The sequence below is a fragment of the Deinococcus cellulosilyticus NBRC 106333 = KACC 11606 genome, from assembly GCF_007990775.1.
Classification (GTDB): Bacteria; Deinococcota; Deinococci; order Deinococcales; family Deinococcaceae; genus Deinococcus_C; species Deinococcus_C cellulosilyticus.
Genome location: NZ_BJXB01000038.1, coordinates 12,111 through 27,507 on the forward strand (window position 1 = coordinate 12,111; position 15,397 = coordinate 27,507).

The window sequence follows — 15,397 nt, forward strand, 5'->3', positions numbered from 1 at the left end:
CTCCTCAGCTGAAAAGTGACCGAATGGTCACTTTTGTTCACTTATAGTCAAATTCTAAAGGACTCCACAGTGAGAATCCACGCGACAAACGTCCCTGGACTGCAAGGGACGTTACTCTCTGGGGAGCAGACAGCACAGAACAAAAAGAAGAGGCCAGATGTCCTGGCCTCCTGATGGGCAGTGGTTTATTGCAGTTTCAGCTGGAAGGGATGTGGAACAGCCGCACACGCTGCGTCCAGTTTGCTGGCAGGATCATCCAGGAAGGCACGGACCAGACCATCTGCACAGGCTCCGGGCATCATGGTGATTTCCCCGTGGGCTCCGGTGGGGAAGGAAACAAACTGGGCACGGCTGAGGCCTGGAAGCACCTTCTGGGCATACTGGGGAGGGGTCACGGGATCGAGCTCACCGGAGAACATCAAAGTTGGGATGTCGCTCTTCACCACTTCACGGGTCTCTGCAGAAAGGGGGCTCCACTTGTGGCCTTCACAGGCTTTCGCATAGGCGGTCAGCACATCTCCGAAAGAAGCACTCACCACTTTCAGGGGTTTCTCTGCAGGTTGCAGGTCTTCGGGTCTGGCATAGGGAATGAGATCATTGCACCCGAAAGCGGCCTGCATCCCGATGCTGCTCATGCCTGTTGCACTCTGCAGGCTCTGCAGCATCAAAGTGAGCATCTGGGTGTTGCCTCTGTCAATGTCATCAATGATCGCAGGCAGCACAGGAACAAGCTGGGTGGCGTACAGGCCCAGCATCAGGCCACCGCCCAGCATGGCGGCATTCACTGTGACTTCCTGGGCCTCACCGGTCTGGAGATCGGGCACCGGCAGCTTGATGGGATTCTGGTCCAGACGGTCTGCCAGCTTCTCCAGACGCTCGGTCAGGTTGGGGAAGGCTGCATTGCAGGCCTCATCCTGCAGGCAGCGGTTCAGGCTCTTCCTGAGGGCCGCATCCACAGTGCCTTCGCGGTTCTGGATGTAATTGGCATCGGTGGTGACCACGGCATCAAGCACCACCGACCTGAGCAGTTCAGGATGGCGGCGCATCACTTCCTGGGCCAGTCTGGAGCCATAAGAGGCACCATACAGATTCACTTTCTCTGCAGACACCGCTTTTGCCAGCACGGCCACATCATCTGCACTTTCCACAGTGTTGAACGTGCCAAGGTCAATGCCTTCTTTCTCCAGATCTGTGAAGCAGTTGTTCAGTTCGGTGGCCATCACCTGGGTCTGGTCTTTCACCCTTTCCAGGGGGATCTCCTGCAGTTTTTTCAGGATCTGTGGGCAGTCCAGGCTGGGTTTCGATGCCCCCACACCCCGCTGATCAAAGAAAATCAGGTCCCGTTCTGGCGCGATGGCAGCCACCAGATAATTTGCCAGAGGGGCATAGCTGGAGGTTTTCTGCCCAGGGCCTCCGTTCAGGGTGATGATGGGATCTGCTTTGCGGTTTGCAGAGGTGGATTTGTACCAGGCCACATGCAACTGGTAGGTTTTGCCTGCTGGACCCCTGTGTTTTGCAGGGACATCCACATAACCGCAGCTGAGGGTGTGGTCTGTGGCTGCAGGAAGTTCCACCCCGAAAGCACAGGGCGCTTCAGTGAAACCTGCAGCTTTGCTCTGGCTGCTTGCTGCAGCAATGGCAACCGTGAGGGCAACGGCAACCCCAAAATGGCGTTTTTGGAATGAAGTGCTTTTTCTGGACTGTTTTGATGTGTTCATGCTTTCCTCCATGAGATGAAAACAACCAGCTGCAGCAGGATCTGCTGAAGGTGCTGTCAGATGGGTTTTCAGGGACAACAGGCAGGACAGCTTTGACTGTAGCAAGTCAAGCTTCCTTGACATCAAGAGTAAAGCATCCTCAACTTTTTGTCAAGAAAACTTGACATGGGTTTTCCCTGATGGGCCATTGCAGGGTCAGGTCTGGGGCTCAGGTTGCACCAGATGAAACGCCTCGTAATAGGCAAAACCGACCTCAGTGAGGCGGTCAAGTTCATCCAAAAGCCCCTCATCGTAGGTCTTGAAGTTGAAACAACTCTTCCCCTGCATGCGTTTTTTCAGTTCAGGGCTGATGTCTTTCAAAAGGCCTGGCTCCAGATAAACGGGCATCAGGTAAAAACTGACATATTTGCTCTGAATCACTGTGGCACCAAAAAACCCTGCGGACCCATCGTTGTGCGGATCACGCAAACCATAACTCTCTTTGTCCAGGGTAAAAGTGGGGCTCTGGTGCTCGGTCAGGACCCCCTCGTACTTCTGCAGGATCTTTTTCAGGCGATCGTAAATGCGGGGAAAATCTTCAGCAGGCATGGCTCCTCCTTATGCATAAAACATAATATAATCTTCAGGTTTTGCCTAGACCCTGATCTGAAACATTGCAAAAAGTTTTATCAATCAACCATTTCACCTCAAAAAAGTTCCTCCTCAAAAGACCCATGTACAAATGTCAGTTGATCTTTATTCGATGATTGCTTACTATTTCCCAATGGTCTCATTTAAGAAAATCAATCTACTTGTCCTCAGCACACTGGCTTTTTCCATGACCCTGCATGCTCATGCTGAGAAATATCAGTTGACACAAACCCTGAAGACCGGACTCAAAACCACTTATGCAACCTTCAACGGAAAGCAATACTGGATCATTGGACAGCAAGGCAACCAGAAGGGAATTTTCACTTTCGGCAACAAAATGGTGCAGAAAGCTCCTGTGGTGCCTGCAGATGCCATGAACCTCTCTCTGGATTTCACCTCAAAGTACCTTGTTGTGAGAGGCATCAGGCACCTTGAAGTCTTTGATCGAAACTCATGGGCAAAGGTGGCCTCTTTTGAGTCCAAAGGCTTGCTGGTCAACATGGGTTTTATCAGCAAAAACATCATTTTTGAAACCACCCAGAAACCAGGATTTGTCACCCTCTCGGGAGGAGGGGAGCTCTTGATGTTCCGGGAGGACAAAAAAGCCTTTTCAGTGCTCAGCCCAGATGGTTTTGACGTGATTGATTTTGATTCCTCAACCTCGCAGGTGGCTTTGTGGGGCACCTATGCCAACGATGGCAAGATTCTGCATGGCAACATTGACCAGGGACTCAAAAATCTGGACATTGACCTGAGGGTGGAATTTGTTCGTGACATCACCATCCTGGACCCCAACCGCTATCTGGTGTTCGATGACCTGTACCATGTCACAGACAACACCAGAAAACTGGACCAGCGTCTGAAGTCCTCTGGACCCAACGCTTCCCTCAAAATGCCCGGTCATACCATTCAGTGGAAGTCCACAGAAGTGGTGATGTTCGATCCCCAGAAGGACCAGGTGACCCCGATCTACAAAGACAAAACCTTCAGCAAGATGATCACGAATGTCTTCAAGCTGAGTGACACCTCCTTTGCGGTCTCGTTTGATGACGGCACCCTTCAGGAATATGCCCTGAAATAAGAACCCACGCTGGGTGCAGAAACCCGATATATACAAACCTCCAGACATTCCTGCCACAGAGCTTGACCCGATGACATCAGGCAGTTACCATGGCTTTAATGCAGAACTTCGGAAGCCTACTACCTTTGATCGCTGACTCGGCGGGAGTGTAGCGCAGGTTTCCCTGTACCCCTAAAACCCCGACCCCCGAGGCAGCCGTGCACAGGCCCTCGGGGGTTTTCGTTTCCCACACCTCTTAAGGAGAACAGCGATGAGACACATCAAGATTTTTGACACCACCCTCCGTGACGGCGAACAATCTCCCGGCGTGGCCCTCAACCACGCGCAGAAACTTGAAATTGCCCACCAGCTGGCCCGTCTGGGTGTGGACATCATCGAAGCTGGATTTGCCATCTCCTCCCCCGGGGACTTCGAGTGCATCCAGCGCATCGCCCAGGAAGTGCACGGACCTGTGATCTGCTCGCTGGCCCGCCTGAACAAAGCCGACATTGAACGCGCAGCCATGGCCCTGGAGCCCGCCGAGAAGCGCAGAATTCACGTCTTCACCTCTGCCTCCAAAATCCACCTTGAGAAGATGCTCAAGAAAACCCCCGAGCAGATCCTGGACCTCAGCAGGGAAATGATCCAGTTCGCCCTGCAGTTCACCGACGATGTGGAATTCAGTGCCCAGGACGTGATGCGTGCCGATCCCGAATTCGTGTTTCAGCTTTACGCTGCTGCCATTGAGGCCGGGGCCACCACCATCAACATCCCTGACACTGTGGGTTACGGTGCCCCCAACGAGTACGGACGCATCATCCGCACCATTCATGACGATGTGGTCGCGGGGCGCAATGTCGCCATCTCCACCCACTGCCACGATGACCTCGGGATGGCCACCGCCCTGAGCCTCGCCGCCGTGGAAAACGGAGCCACCCAGATCGAATGCACCATCAACGGCATCGGGGAACGGGCCGGAAACACCTCCCTCGAAGAAGTGGTGATGGCGATCCACACCCGCAAGGACTGGTACCACGCCGAAACCCGCATCAACACCCGCGAACTGTACCGCGCCTCCCGTCTTGTGTCCCGCCTGACTGGCATGCCCGTGCAGCCCAACAAGGCCATTGTCGGGGACAATGCCTTCGCCCACGAATCTGGCATTCACCAGGACGGTGTGCTGAAGCACAAGGACACCTATGAGATCATGAACGCCGAACTCGTGGGCCGCGAAGCCGCCGTGATGGTGATGGGCAAGCACTCTGGACGCGCCGCCTTCAGAAAAGCCCTCTCCGACCTCGGGTACGAATTCAGCGACGAGAAGATCAACGCGCTGTTTGCCCGCTTCAAGGACCTTGCAGACCGCAAAGGCCAGATTTACGCCGATGACCTGCGTGCCCTCGTGGAGTCCCGCACCGACGTGCCCCAGACCTTCACCCTCGAAGGATTCCAGATCACCTCGGGCCTGAACATCACCCCTGTGGCCTTCATTCGCCTTGCCACACCCGAAGGCAGCGTGGAAGCCACCGCCCACGGAGATGGACCTGTGGCCGCTGCCTTCACCGCCATCAGCCAGATCACCGGCATCACCCCTGAACTGGACACTTACCGCATTCAGGCCGTTACACGCGGTTCTGAAGCGCTGGGCGAGGTCTCCATCACTGCCCGTTACCAGAACATGCACATCACCGGACAGGGCGTTGCCACCGACGTGGTGGAAGCCTCCGCCCGGGCCTGGATTCGCGTGATCAACCAGATCGTGGCAGGCATGGGCAAAACCAAGGTCGCCACCGACGCCGCCGAGAGCCTGTAAAAGCCTTCAGCGGTCAGCTTTCAGCCATCAGCAGAGCGCGGAATTTCCGCGCTCTTTTTGGAAAAGGAGAGACTTTGATCCTTGAAGTTGCAGTGCTGAACGTGTTGCCAGGACAGACCCAGCCTTTTGAAGCAGCATTCCAGCAAGCCCAGAAGATCATTTCCAGCATGAAAGGTTATCTGGGGCATGAGTTGCAAAAATGCCTGGAGAAAGAAAACCAGTACATTCTGCTGGTCAGGTGGGAAACCCTTGAAGACCACACCGTGGGTTTTCGAGGCAGCCCTGAATATCAGGAATGGCGAAAGCTGCTGCACCATTTTTATGATCCCTTTCCCACAGTGGAGCATTACAGCAGGGTGTTTTGAGTTCAGGATTCCGTCCAAAAAGGGCGAGGCACGCCGTCTTTTGCAAAACGAGGGACCGCATCTTGGTCCCTCTGCCCGCTTGCCCTTACATTGGGTGGTCACAAATGCCTTCTGCCTTCTGAACCGCTCTAGGTCAAAAGCACAATTCAGAAAACCACAAAACGTAAAATAGACACTTACAAGGAGAGGTCTGGTTATGCGTAGCAACACCATCAAATCGGGATTCGAGCGTGCCCCCCACCGCAGCCTCCTGCGCGCCACGGGCGTCATCAAGCGGGACAGCGATTTCGACAAGCCCTTCATCGCCATCTGCAACAGTTACATCGACATCATCCCCGGTCACGTCCACCTGCAGGAGTTCGGACGGGTCGTCAAGGAAGCTGTCCGTGCAGCAGGCGGCATCCCCTTCGAGTTCAACACCATCGGTGTGGATGACGGCATCGCCATGGGTCACAGTGGCATGAAGTACTCTCTGCCCTCCCGTGAACTGATCGCGGACGCCGTGGAAACCGTGGTGCAGGCCCACCAGTTCGATGCCATGATCTGCATTCCCAACTGCGACAAGATCGTGCCTGGCATGCTGATGGGGGCCATGCGTTGCGACATCCCCACCATTTTCATCTCTGGTGGTCCCATGATGCGCGGCCTGACCAAGTCTGGCAAGCGCATTGACCTCGCCAGTGTGTTCGAGGCTGTGGGGTCCTACAAAGCGGGCAAGATGACCGGTGAAGAGCTCACCGAGTACGAGCAGGAAGCCTGCCCCACCTGCGGAAGCTGCTCTGGGATGTTCACCGCGAACAGCATGAACTGCCTGTGTGAAGCCCTCGGGATGGCGTTGCCCGGCAACGGAACCATTCCTGCTGTGGACCCCAACGGTCGCCGCCAGGCCCTCGCAGAGCAGGCCGCCCGTCAGGTGATGGTTTTGCTGGAGCGCAACATCAAACCCACCGACATCGTGACCCAGAAATCCCTGGACAACGCCTTTGCCCTCGACATGGCCATGGGCGGCAGCACCAACACCATTCTGCACACCATTGCCATTGCCCACGAAGTGGGTGTGGAGTACCCCCTCTCTCGCCTGAACGAGGTTTCCAACCGGGTCGCAAACCTGTGCAAAATTGCTCCGAGCAGCAATTACCACATCCAGGATCTGGATGAAGTGGGCGGTGTCTCTGTCATCCTGAAAGAGCTCTTCAAGCACGACATGCTGCACAGAGACTGCATCACCGTCACCGGAAACACCCTCGAAGAGAACGTCAAAGACGCTGCCGAGCCCGATGGTGAAGTGGTGCGTCCGCTGGAGAACGCCTACAGCAAGACCGGGGGCCTGCGCATGCTGTTCGGAAACCTTGCACCTGAGGGTGGTGTGGTGAAATACGCCGGGGTGGTGCCCAGCATGCGCCAGTTCGAAGGAGAAGCCATCTGCTATGACAGCATGGAAGACGCCAACGAAGGCATCCTGGGCGGCAAGGTCAAGAGTGGTCATGTGGTGGTCATCCGCTACGAAGGCCCCAAAGGGGGTCCCGGCATGCAGGAAATGCTCTCCCCCACCGCCAACATCCAGGGCATGGGACTCGGTGAGACCGTGCTGCTCCTCACCGATGGTCGCTTCTCCGGGGCCACCCGTGGGGGGTCCATCGGGCACATCTCTCCTGAAGCTGCAGCAGGTGGCCCCATTGCCTTTGTGCGGGATGGGGACCGCATCAAAGTGGACATGGATGCTGGAACGCTGGACGTGCTGGTGAGTGCCGAAGAGCTCGAAGCCCGCAAGAAGGACTGGAAACCCGTCATCAAGGAGATCCCTGGCAAGTGGCTGAAGCGTTACGCCAAACTGGTCACCAGTGGATCTCAGGGTGCCGTACTCGTCGATTAAACCTCACACCCCTCACCTCGCTTCAAAATCCTCTCCCGGCCGGGAGAGGATTTTTTGTGGGCCTTTGCAGCAAAAAGCCCTCTCCCAGTCGGGAGAGGGCCAAACTTCCTGGTGAGGGTCAGACGTACAACTGGTACACCACAACGCTGGTGATCAGCAGACCAGCGATCAGGGCCAGCACTTTGACGGGATCGTAGAAATTCATGGTGCCCTGAATGCAGCGCACCGAATAGTACAGAGAGATCCCCAGAAACACGAAGGTCAAGTACATGCTGGCCACCTGGAGGTAACCGAAGGAGAAGAAGGCGACACTGGAGATGGTGAAGCCCAGCAGCATCGGGGCCATGAAGAGGGCGTGGGTGTAGGCGAGTTCGTGCCAGGTGGCTTCTCCGCCCATTGGGCGGCCCAGCAGGAATGCAAGGCCCCAGAACCCGAAATAGTACACCAGCGCAATGAGCAGGTGCTGGACGGCTCCTGTGCTTCCAGAAAAGTAAAATCCTGCCGCCGTGAAGGCCAGCATGGCCCCACCCATGAAGACCATCGCACTGGCAAAATTGCCTTCGTCTTCGAAGCGGTTGAAGTTGGTTTCGGTGGGGACGCGAATCACCTGAACGCTCTGGGAGAACATTTCAGTCAAAGTGGCCATTTTTCCCTCCTGTGCCTCAGGGTAGGAAAAATCTTCTTACGCTTCTCATGGGGTGGCGCAGTCCTGAAAACTTTTCTGAAACTTTCGCACTTTGTCTTTCAGAGAATTGAAAGCGAAAAATCACTTGCATCAGAAACCAGATGTTCCAGTCAGGTGTGTACACAAATCAAATCCTGATTTTCCAATTGAGGTTGAAGCACTTTGAAAGCAGTTTTACGTAAACTGTAGATCTTACAAAATCCTTAAAGAACAACCTGAGATTTATTTGATTGTTTGCCGAACTTTCAAAGAAAATCAGGCATTTGTATCGAAATTGCAACTTCAATTCAAACAATCACTTTACAAAACTGATGTTTCCAATCAAGATCCATTGGACCAGGGCAGACGCAAAGCATCTGCCTCAGATGTACCGCGGAATCCTCTGGCTCAGGTCATGAAGACCCAGAAGGGCACATCCTGCTCCTGCCAGAACTTCACCGTCTCTTCCAGAATTTCCATCAGGGTGTCGTATTCATCTTCCAGAGCCACAGACAGCTGGCGGGTACCTTCGAGGACCAGAACGTACCCCTCGGCTTCCTGCCAGGAGAAATCCATCAGGCAGTCTGAAAGGGCGTCCCAGTTCTGACCAAAGTACTCGGGGAAATTCAGGTCCTCTGCGAAGGCCTCCAGAAGGTCCTGGCGGTTGGCCACCACGCTGAGGTCCACGCACATGAAGGTGTAACCATGCGAAAGGGCTTCTGCACGCAGGGTTGCCTCGTCGGTGTCGAGGGGCAGGATGCCGCAATCTTCCAGGGTATTCAGGCTGAGGTCAGTCATTTCACAATCCTCCGGAATGAACGGTAATGGTCGCTGGTGTAGAAGCAGTCCATCACAGGACCACAGATGATGCGTCTGGCCCCCCGGGTGTTCACACCTGGCGTCGGGACGGTGTACTCCCGATAGTGGTTCCTCGGTTTGATGGGAAGCAGCTTTTCCCGGTTCTGAAACACCGAGCCGTCTTTCGCGTAGGGAAAGGGGCCGCCCTTCAGGATCAGCTGGTAAGTGGTTCGGGCTTCAACAGGCAGTTTCTGGAGGCGCACCGTGGGCAGGTCCTTTGCTGCACCCGGAGTGGACACAGCAACGACCAGAACCACAGGGAGCCACCACTGCTTGAAGTTCATGAATCCAGCTTATACCAAGTTCTCTGCCGATGGGAGCCAGGATCAGCTGCTATTCAGCTGCTCCTCTGGCCCAACCCAGGTCTGCCGGGAGCCTGCGGGACAGCCGGAAGACCGTCTCCTGAAACCCCAGCCCCCTCCATGCCCGTGCAGATTGCAGGTTGGTGCCCCTCCAGTCTGCCCTGAGCTGCTGGACCCCATGGACTTTGAGGTCCAGCAGGGCATGCCTCAGAAGTGTTTTTTGCAATCCTCTGCCCCTCGCAGCAGGCAGGGTGGCGGCAGTCTTGAGTTCTGCTGTGTGCTCAGGCACCTCCCAGGTTGCTTTCAGAGGAGCATGCAGCTGGAAGGCCAGCACCTGCCTTTCCTCTTCATAAAGCCAGAGCGTCCAGTCCGTCTCCTGCAAGACCTCGGCATACCCCTCCAGCAGGTCTGCAGGCTGCTCAGGGTAGAAGGGCTCGAACACCGGAGCATGCACGTAATGCCGTCCAATCACCGCCACCAGATCGGCAAGCTGGTCCAGATCGGCCAGGGTTGCCCGTCTGACCTGGGGAGAAAGCTTCCCTTGCAGGTCGGTGAGGTCAAGTTCCCCATGCACCTGTTCCACACCAAATCCCAGCCTGAACCACGCCTGCTGGGTCTGGGTGTGTGCAACTGGAACCATCACCTGATGCAGGAAGTTCCCCTTCAAAAGCCACTGTTCTCCCAGGGCCGCATACAGGTTTGCCAGCAGGTCAGGGTGCTCTGAGGAAACGGCCTGACCCAGCAAAGGCACCCGCACACTGCGTCCATAAAACGGGTGCATGCTGGCCTGACCCAGCAGAAAACCCAGCAACTGGTCTCCCTCGTGCGCCACCACGCCAGACATCCCTGGACGGTCAAAACCTCTCAGGGCAGAGAGCAGCAGGTCTTCAGGCTTCTGGTGCTGCAAAGAGAGCATGCGTGCAGCTGCAGGAAACAGGTCTGGGGTGAGGGCAGAGATCTTCATGGTGCAAGCTTAAAGAAGCCAGATCCATCCCAGATCCGTCTGATGGCTTAAACCCCACTCAGCCCGGAAGCCTAGGCGGTGTGCACGACCACAACGCAATTGCGGCCTCTGGCCTTGGCAGCATAGAGGGCCTCATCTGCAAGGTGCAGGGCAGCTTCCAGCGTGCCAGAAACAAACGGGGCCACCCCGATGGAAAGCGTCACCTGATGACCTGGAATTCCATGCCAGACAGAGGCAGCCACTGCCTCACAAATCTGCAGCGCCACCCTCTCCCCTTCTGCCACCGTGCGGCCTGCCAGGGCCACCACGAACTCCTCCCCTCCCAGACGGCCAAACACGTCCTGATCTCCCAGAAAAGCCTGAACCACACTGGTGATGCCCCTGAGCACCGTGTCCCCCATGCTGTGCCCGTAACTGTCGTTGACCCGCTTGAAGTGGTCCACATCGAAAAGCAGCAGCACACACCCCGGACCTGCCCCGAGTTCACGGAGCAGGTGCACGGCATGGCGGCGGTTGTACACCCCGGTGAGTTCATCCATGCGGGAGAGGCGCTCCAGAAGCTGGTTCTGCTCCTGCAGCTGCTGCTGAAGGTGTTGCAGTTCCTGCACGTGCAACACATGCAGCTCGTTTTCCTTGCGGGCCAGTTCAATTTGCATTTGCAGGGTGACGAGTTGCGCCTGCAGGATCACCCCGTCTGTGCGTACGGCACGGTCCAGGATGTGCAGTTTCCAGAGCACCTCGAAAGCCTTCTCGAACTTTTTCCAGAACCGCAGGTACCGCACATAGGAATTCAGCAACTGCAGCAACTCCCCACTGCTTGCCACAGATTCCAGATGGGCGGCAGCCTCCTCAAAGGACCCCATGGCCTCCGGGTGGTCATCTTGCAGGCAGTAGAGGTAAGCCCGCGCTTCACAGGCACAGGCCCACGCTCTGGGCTGGTTCAGGTCTTCTGCAATCTTCCAGGCCTCTTCAAAAGCACGCTCTGCTTCTGACAGGTGTCCCAGATGCACCTGCAGGCGGGTCAGCAGGGCATGGGCATAGAGCTCCAGAAAACGGTCACGGGCCTTTCGGGCCGCCTCCACCACTCCGACCAGAACAGCAGGCTCCTCCTGCAAACCCCTGACCTCCAGCTGGCCCAGCTCAAATTCAAGCACTTTCAGGCCCACCAGGCTGAGGCTGGCATAAGCCTGCACCACCTCCACCTCCTCATCCACGGTGGAGAGGGAAAGCACCCCCTGATAGACCTGGCGGGCATCCTGCAGACGGCCCAGTTTCTCCAGGGTGTCTGCCAGGTTGAGGGTCGCAGTGGCGTACTGCCCCGGACTGGTGCCCTCGCTGAGGGTGCGGGCAGCCTGGAAGTACGGGAGGCTCTGCTCATACTGTCCAGAGGTCGCCAGCATGGTGGCAATCTGCTGGTTGGCGGTGGCCTGCAAGGGCAGGTCTCCTGCCTCGGCGGCGAGGGCCAGCAATTCCGAAGCGTGCCTCAGGCCCTCCTGCTGGTCCCCCACAATGGCCAGGGAGTTGATCAGCACCTCCCGGACACGCAACTGCAACTCCAGCGGCACCTGCACCGACAGGAGCTGGAAGGCTTTCTGGGCTTGCTGCAAAGCACGCTGGGGTTCCTGATAGGCCCACTCCTGGGCCTCTCTCAGGAGGGCAGGGATGTGCGAGGCAGGGTCAGAAGGCAGGTCCATAAAGAATAAATTCAGCGTATCACACGGTTTTCAGGCACACTGTGACAGGAAAGCAGAAACGCTCAAAATGCCCTTCACAAACCTGACGCAGATGAGAGAAGTTAACAAGTTGTTAACATTTATGATGTAGCACCGGTGACAGAATCACCTCTTAAGGAGTGCGCATGGAGCACAACCATCAGGACAACCCCCCGGGGACTGTAGAACACGAAACCATCGAAAGTCCCACCTCTTCCGCCAGCTACCAGAAACCCCTGCTGAAAAACCAGGGGCAATGGCAGAATGTCACCACACAGGTTGGCAGTTTCCCATTTGAGCCCTGAAATCAAACAAAGGTGATTGAAATGAAAAAGTATCTGATGATCGGCACAACCCTGCTGCTCGCCTCCTGCGGGACCAGCCAGTTGCCCCAGCCCAGAACGGAAACCACCAAACCGGTTCCTCCCATCACCAACCTGGTGGAAGTGCGCATTGAAGGGGCCACCGCGAGCAAACCCGTCAGCACAGCCCGGGTGCTGAACACTGCTCCTGGCATCAGCAAACAGGGACCCGTTCCCATCGCCAGTGGCCTGAGCTTCAAATCCCTCGGAACCAGTTCCTTCACCATTGCAGCCACAGGCAAGAGGTATCTCGCTGCGGTCTTCCAGGTCACCAACAACACCGGACGCACCCTCAACAACCTGGGATTTGTGACCGTGAACCTCGACGACAAAGACGCAGACAGCACCAACAACGGCCTGACCCCCACTGTGGGCAGCACCGCCTTCTCCAAGGTGAAGTACTACGACGGCTCAGATGCCTCCAGCAAAGCCCCCTGCTCACGACAGGCCCCCTCTACACCTACGACATTGCCAACAACGAAGCGGACCTTGACCCCACCGGACCCACCTACAGTGATGCCCTGGACACCAGCAAGATGCTGCTGGACGCCCCCTCCGGCCTCAACCTGAACGTGCTGACCCAGGGCTGGACCATCCCTGGAAGTTTCCCCTCTGGAACCACCAAAAACGTCACCTTCTCCATCAGCTTCGATGTGGCCGAGAACCCGGCACAGGACCCCTTCGGTTTCTCCCTGGTGACCGCAATCAGCGAAGAGCCCAGCGATCCCTTCGACATCGATCTGGACTTCTCTGCAGACACCTTGCTCACCACCAGCCAGAAAGCCATCTTTGAGCAGGCCGCAAGCCGCTGGGAACAGGTGATCACCCACGGGCTTTCCAACATCAATGACGGGGGCACCATTTACGACGATCTCGTCATCAAGGCCAGTGCCGTCGCCATTGACGGTGTGGGGGGAATCCTGGGGCAGGCTGGACCTGAATTCATCCGCAACAGCAACAGCCTCCCTCTTTCGGGCATCATGCAATTTGACAGTGCAGACCTGTCCAACATGGAAACCAGCGGCATCCTGTACAACGTGATTCTGCACGAAATGGGACATGTGCTGGGCATTGGGACCCTGTGGGACTACCTGGGCTTCCTGACCTACAACGCGGCAGACTGCCAGACCTCCACCAGCATTGTCTTCAACAAGGCCAATGCCATTGCCCAGTACAACGCTCTGGGTGGAGCAGGCAGCGTTCCCGTGGAAGACACCGGAGGTGCCGGAACCAAGTGCGGCCACTGGCGTGAAAGCATCTTCGACACCGAACTGATGACCGGATGGGCAGAAGCGGGCTCCATGCCCATGAGTCGCATGACCATCGCCTCCCTGAAGGACCTGGGGTACTCTGTGAACCTCGCCGCAGCAGACACTTACACCCTGCCCGGTGTTGGAGGCATCAGACAGCAGTCTCACGACATTGAACTGATCGAGATTCCCACCAGGCCCAGAGTCATTCCAGACAACTGAGGACAGCGAAACTCAGGCCGGGGGTGAGAGATCATCCCTGGTTTTTTGGTGATTGGAAAATCTGACTCAAGCCAAAGGAAGAACCCCCAGATTGCTCCGGGGGTTTCTGTGGTGGGTTGTGTAGGGCTCGAACCTACGACCCAGTGATTAAAAGTCACTTGCTCTACCGACTGAGCTAACAACCCTTTTCGCGCTGTGCCGTTTCTTGCGCAGCGACAAAGAGTATACGCAGAATTTCGAGAGATGTCAACACCCTCACGTCCAGAAGCACGAATGTTCTGATTTTCGCGTCTTGGACGCATTCATTTACCGAACAATCTCTTCAGGTCATTTGATTAAACTCAGTACAAAATGTGAAGCTTCATGTTTCAGCCTCAACCCCTGTACAAATCAGAAGCTTTTCAGCGACGCTCAGAAAAGGTTCAGGCACCTTCAGTGCACTTTCAGGGTTCATGAGTAACCTTAAGACAGCTCAATGAAGGGCTGCTCAAGATGCAAAGGAGGCACACATGCTGTTCGTACTTTCACTCGGAATTGGACTGGTCTGCGGAAGCCTGTTCCTCGGCATCGTGCTTTTGATCGACCGTTACACCCGCCCCCACAACACCCGTCAGGAAACCCGCCTGACGTCCTGGAATTGAACCTCTTAGAGTCTCACCCTGAACCCTGCACCTCCCTGAGGCTTCTGTACCTCTCCTGACCACCCCTGCTGACCTGCAACAGTGGGGGTGCCTTTTTGTGGTTCTGGTTGCTGGCTCTGTTTGTGTTTCAAAGTCAACAGACTTGATGGGACCATTTCCCTAGCATGAAGCATGGAATTCACTTCACAGATGGTCAGCGATTTTCAGGCACACACCCAGGAGCACCTCACGCGCTCAGGCTTTCCCTACAAGGCCACAGGATCGGTTTCCGAAGACAACAGCATCGACATCACCCTGCGTGATCCCAGCGTGAACCCCTCAAAGGGGGTGGTGCTGCGCCTCAGTGAAGAGTTTTTGCGCTTCAGTGACCAGCATCGGGTGTACGAGGTGCTGGAGCAGCAAGCCTCCTACTTCTCCAAGCAGGGCCTGAAGGACATGGAGGGGGATGGTTTCCCTGTGATTGTCATCGGGGCCACCTGAGGTGCCGCGTTGATCCGTGGAATGGGGGCGTCAAATGACGCTTCCCATTCCAAAACCACCCATTTCAACTGCCAACCTCTTGTTGCTCAGTGAAGTGCTCTAAAATACGCATGTGGAAGTTCAGATCTTTGGCGTCAAAAAATCCCAGGACACCCGCAAAGCCGAGCGTTTCTTCAAGGAACGCAAGGTGAAAATCCATTATGTGGACCTCGATGTGCGGCCCATTGCAAAAGGGGAACTGTCCCGTTTCACCCAGAAGGCAGGGGGTCTGCCTGGCCTCATTGACAGAAACAGCAAGACCTACCAGAAGAAGGGCCTGGAATTCATGAAGCTCTCTGAGGAGAGGTGGCTGGAACTCATCCAGGAGAACCCGGACCTGCTGGTTCTTCCGCTGGTGCGTTTCGGGCAGAAGGTCACCATCGGGCACGATGAAGTCACCTGGAAAAGCTGGATGGAGTAGAGCCATCAGCGGTCAGCAAATGA

17 protein-coding genes and 1 tRNA gene are annotated in these 15,397 nt (G+C 56.1%); 10 read left to right on the top strand and 8 right to left on the bottom strand.

Features of this window, described 5'->3' with window-relative positions:
* Positions 1 to 185: 185 nt before the first annotated feature.
* Together DC3_RS25610 and DC3_RS25615 are read right to left on the bottom strand one after the other, a co-directional pair.
* Positions 186 to 1,718 (bottom strand): alpha/beta hydrolase, encoded by a 1,533-nt coding sequence (locus DC3_RS25610; RefSeq protein ID WP_186816269.1) that lies wholly within the window; start codon positions 1,716 to 1,718, stop codon positions 186 to 188.
* A gap of 195 nt (positions 1,719 to 1,913) precedes the next feature.
* A complete protein-coding gene (locus DC3_RS25615; protein ID WP_146890400.1) occupies positions 1,914 to 2,306 on the bottom strand; it encodes a hypothetical protein in 393 nt (130 codons plus the stop codon).
* 229 nt (positions 2,307 to 2,535) lie between these two features.
* On the opposite strand from DC3_RS25615, the gene DC3_RS25620 reads away from it, so the two are divergent.
* The 4 genes from DC3_RS25620 to ilvD all read left to right on the top strand — a co-directional run bounded on the left by DC3_RS25620 (position 2,536) and on the right by ilvD (position 7,459).
* Positions 2,536 to 3,429: a hypothetical protein gene (locus tag DC3_RS25620; protein WP_146890402.1), complete on the top strand. Its 894-nt coding sequence runs from the start codon at positions 2,536 to 2,538 to the stop codon at positions 3,427 to 3,429.
* Between the two features lie 250 nt (positions 3,430 to 3,679).
* The gene (locus tag DC3_RS25625) at positions 3,680 to 5,221 is read left to right on the top strand and encodes a 2-isopropylmalate synthase (RefSeq protein WP_146890405.1); all 1,542 of its coding nucleotides are present in this window, start codon (positions 3,680 to 3,682) and stop codon (positions 5,219 to 5,221) included.
* Positions 5,222 to 5,295: 74 nt separating this feature from the next.
* A complete protein-coding gene (locus DC3_RS25630; RefSeq protein WP_146890407.1) occupies positions 5,296 to 5,586 on the top strand; it encodes an antibiotic biosynthesis monooxygenase family protein in 291 nt (96 codons plus the stop codon).
* 196 nt (positions 5,587 to 5,782) lie between these two features.
* Positions 5,783 to 7,459 (top strand): dihydroxy-acid dehydratase, encoded by a 1,677-nt coding sequence (ilvD, locus tag DC3_RS25635; protein ID WP_146890410.1) that lies wholly within the window; start codon positions 5,783 to 5,785, stop codon positions 7,457 to 7,459.
* A 118-nt stretch (positions 7,460 to 7,577) separates the two neighbouring features.
* Here ilvD and DC3_RS25640 read toward each other — a convergent pair whose 3' ends face one another.
* From DC3_RS25640 to DC3_RS25660, 5 genes are all read right to left on the bottom strand, one after another.
* A complete protein-coding gene (locus tag DC3_RS25640) occupies positions 7,578 to 8,105 on the bottom strand; it encodes a hypothetical protein (RefSeq protein ID WP_146890412.1) in 528 nt (175 codons plus the stop codon).
* Positions 8,106 to 8,531: 426 nt separating this feature from the next.
* Positions 8,532 to 8,921: a barstar family protein gene (locus tag DC3_RS25645; RefSeq protein ID WP_146890415.1), complete on the bottom strand. Its 390-nt coding sequence runs from the start codon at positions 8,919 to 8,921 to the stop codon at positions 8,532 to 8,534.
* Positions 8,918 to 9,265, bottom strand: a complete 348-nt coding sequence (locus DC3_RS25650) for a guanyl-specific ribonuclease (protein WP_146890417.1) — start codon at positions 9,263 to 9,265, stop codon at positions 8,918 to 8,920. Before DC3_RS25650 ends, DC3_RS25645 begins: the two co-directional genes overlap by 4 nt.
* 49 nt (positions 9,266 to 9,314) lie before the next feature.
* Positions 9,315 to 10,247, bottom strand: a complete 933-nt coding sequence (locus DC3_RS25655) for a GNAT family N-acetyltransferase (protein WP_146890420.1) — start codon at positions 10,245 to 10,247, stop codon at positions 9,315 to 9,317.
* A gap of 71 nt (positions 10,248 to 10,318) precedes the next feature.
* Positions 10,319 to 11,941, bottom strand: a complete 1,623-nt coding sequence (locus DC3_RS25660; RefSeq protein ID WP_146890423.1) for a tetratricopeptide repeat-containing diguanylate cyclase — start codon at positions 11,939 to 11,941, stop codon at positions 10,319 to 10,321.
* A 164-nt stretch (positions 11,942 to 12,105) separates the two neighbouring features.
* Between DC3_RS25660 and DC3_RS29390 the strand changes: the two genes are divergently transcribed.
* The 3 genes from DC3_RS29390 to DC3_RS25670 are packed head-to-tail and all read left to right on the top strand — an operon-like array spanning position 12,106 to position 13,793.
* The gene (locus DC3_RS29390) at positions 12,106 to 12,264 is read left to right on the top strand and encodes a hypothetical protein (protein WP_186816270.1); all 159 of its coding nucleotides are present in this window, start codon (positions 12,106 to 12,108) and stop codon (positions 12,262 to 12,264) included.
* A gap of 21 nt (positions 12,265 to 12,285) precedes the next feature.
* Positions 12,286 to 12,891 carry a hypothetical protein gene (locus DC3_RS25665; RefSeq protein WP_146890426.1) on the top strand — a complete coding sequence of 202 codons (606 nt, stop codon included), beginning with the start codon at positions 12,286 to 12,288 and terminating at the stop codon, positions 12,889 to 12,891.
* Positions 12,858 to 13,793 carry a leishmanolysin-related zinc metalloendopeptidase gene (locus tag DC3_RS25670; RefSeq protein ID WP_146890430.1) on the top strand — a complete coding sequence of 312 codons (936 nt, stop codon included), beginning with the start codon at positions 12,858 to 12,860 and terminating at the stop codon, positions 13,791 to 13,793. The genes DC3_RS25665 and DC3_RS25670 overlap by 34 nt, the downstream gene beginning before the upstream one ends.
* A 109-nt stretch (positions 13,794 to 13,902) precedes the next feature.
* On the opposite strand, the gene DC3_RS25675 is transcribed toward DC3_RS25670, so the two are convergent.
* A tRNA-Lys gene (locus tag DC3_RS25675) sits at positions 13,903 to 13,978 on the bottom strand.
* A gap of 324 nt (positions 13,979 to 14,302) precedes the next feature.
* Here DC3_RS25675 and DC3_RS30055 point away from each other — a divergent pair.
* The 3 genes from DC3_RS30055 (at position 14,303) to DC3_RS25685 (ending at position 15,374) form a co-directional block, all read left to right on the top strand.
* Positions 14,303 to 14,434 carry a hypothetical protein gene (locus DC3_RS30055; RefSeq protein ID WP_281292601.1) on the top strand — a complete coding sequence of 44 codons (132 nt, stop codon included), beginning with the start codon at positions 14,303 to 14,305 and terminating at the stop codon, positions 14,432 to 14,434.
* Between the two features lie 171 nt (positions 14,435 to 14,605).
* Entirely contained in the window at positions 14,606 to 14,914 is a 309-nt protein-coding gene (locus tag DC3_RS25680; RefSeq protein WP_146890433.1) for a hypothetical protein, read from the top strand.
* A gap of 112 nt (positions 14,915 to 15,026) precedes the next feature.
* Positions 15,027 to 15,374, top strand: coding sequence for an arsenate reductase family protein (locus DC3_RS25685; protein ID WP_246130815.1), 348 nt, complete (start codon positions 15,027 to 15,029; stop codon positions 15,372 to 15,374).
* Positions 15,375 to 15,397 lie beyond the last annotated feature (23 nt).

What these genes read in the sequence shown, in the direction of transcription:
- DC3_RS25610 (WP_186816269.1), bottom strand. Translation starts at nt 1,718, where the DNA reads ATGAACACATCAAAACAGTCCAGAAAAAGCACTTCATTCCAAAAACGC.
- DC3_RS25615 (WP_146890400.1), bottom strand. Translation starts at nt 2,306, where the DNA reads ATGCCTGCTGAAGATTTTCCCCGCATTTACGATCGCCTGAAAAAGATC.
- DC3_RS25620 (WP_146890402.1), top strand. Translation starts at nt 2,536, where the DNA reads ATGACCCTGCATGCTCATGCTGAGAAATATCAGTTGACACAAACCCTG.
- DC3_RS25625 (WP_146890405.1), top strand. Translation starts at nt 3,680, where the DNA reads ATGAGACACATCAAGATTTTTGACACCACCCTCCGTGACGGCGAACAA.
- ilvD (WP_146890410.1), top strand. Translation starts at nt 5,783, where the DNA reads ATGCGTAGCAACACCATCAAATCGGGATTCGAGCGTGCCCCCCACCGC.
- DC3_RS25640 (WP_146890412.1), bottom strand. Translation starts at nt 8,105, where the DNA reads ATGGCCACTTTGACTGAAATGTTCTCCCAGAGCGTTCAGGTGATTCGC.
- DC3_RS25645 (WP_146890415.1), bottom strand. Translation starts at nt 8,921, where the DNA reads ATGACTGACCTCAGCCTGAATACCCTGGAAGATTGCGGCATCCTGCCC.
- DC3_RS25650 (WP_146890417.1), bottom strand. Translation starts at nt 9,265, where the DNA reads ATGAACTTCAAGCAGTGGTGGCTCCCTGTGGTTCTGGTCGTTGCTGTG.
- DC3_RS25655 (WP_146890420.1), bottom strand. Translation starts at nt 10,247, where the DNA reads ATGAAGATCTCTGCCCTCACCCCAGACCTGTTTCCTGCAGCTGCACGC.
- DC3_RS25660 (WP_146890423.1), bottom strand. Translation starts at nt 11,941, where the DNA reads ATGGACCTGCCTTCTGACCCTGCCTCGCACATCCCTGCCCTCCTGAGA.
- DC3_RS29390 (WP_186816270.1), top strand. Translation starts at nt 12,106, where the DNA reads ATGGAGCACAACCATCAGGACAACCCCCCGGGGACTGTAGAACACGAA.
- DC3_RS25665 (WP_146890426.1), top strand. Translation starts at nt 12,286, where the DNA reads ATGAAAAAGTATCTGATGATCGGCACAACCCTGCTGCTCGCCTCCTGC.
- DC3_RS25670 (WP_146890430.1), top strand. Translation starts at nt 12,858, where the DNA reads ATGCTGCTGGACGCCCCCTCCGGCCTCAACCTGAACGTGCTGACCCAG.
- DC3_RS30055 (WP_281292601.1), top strand. Translation starts at nt 14,303, where the DNA reads ATGCTGTTCGTACTTTCACTCGGAATTGGACTGGTCTGCGGAAGCCTG.
- DC3_RS25680 (WP_146890433.1), top strand. Translation starts at nt 14,606, where the DNA reads ATGGAATTCACTTCACAGATGGTCAGCGATTTTCAGGCACACACCCAG.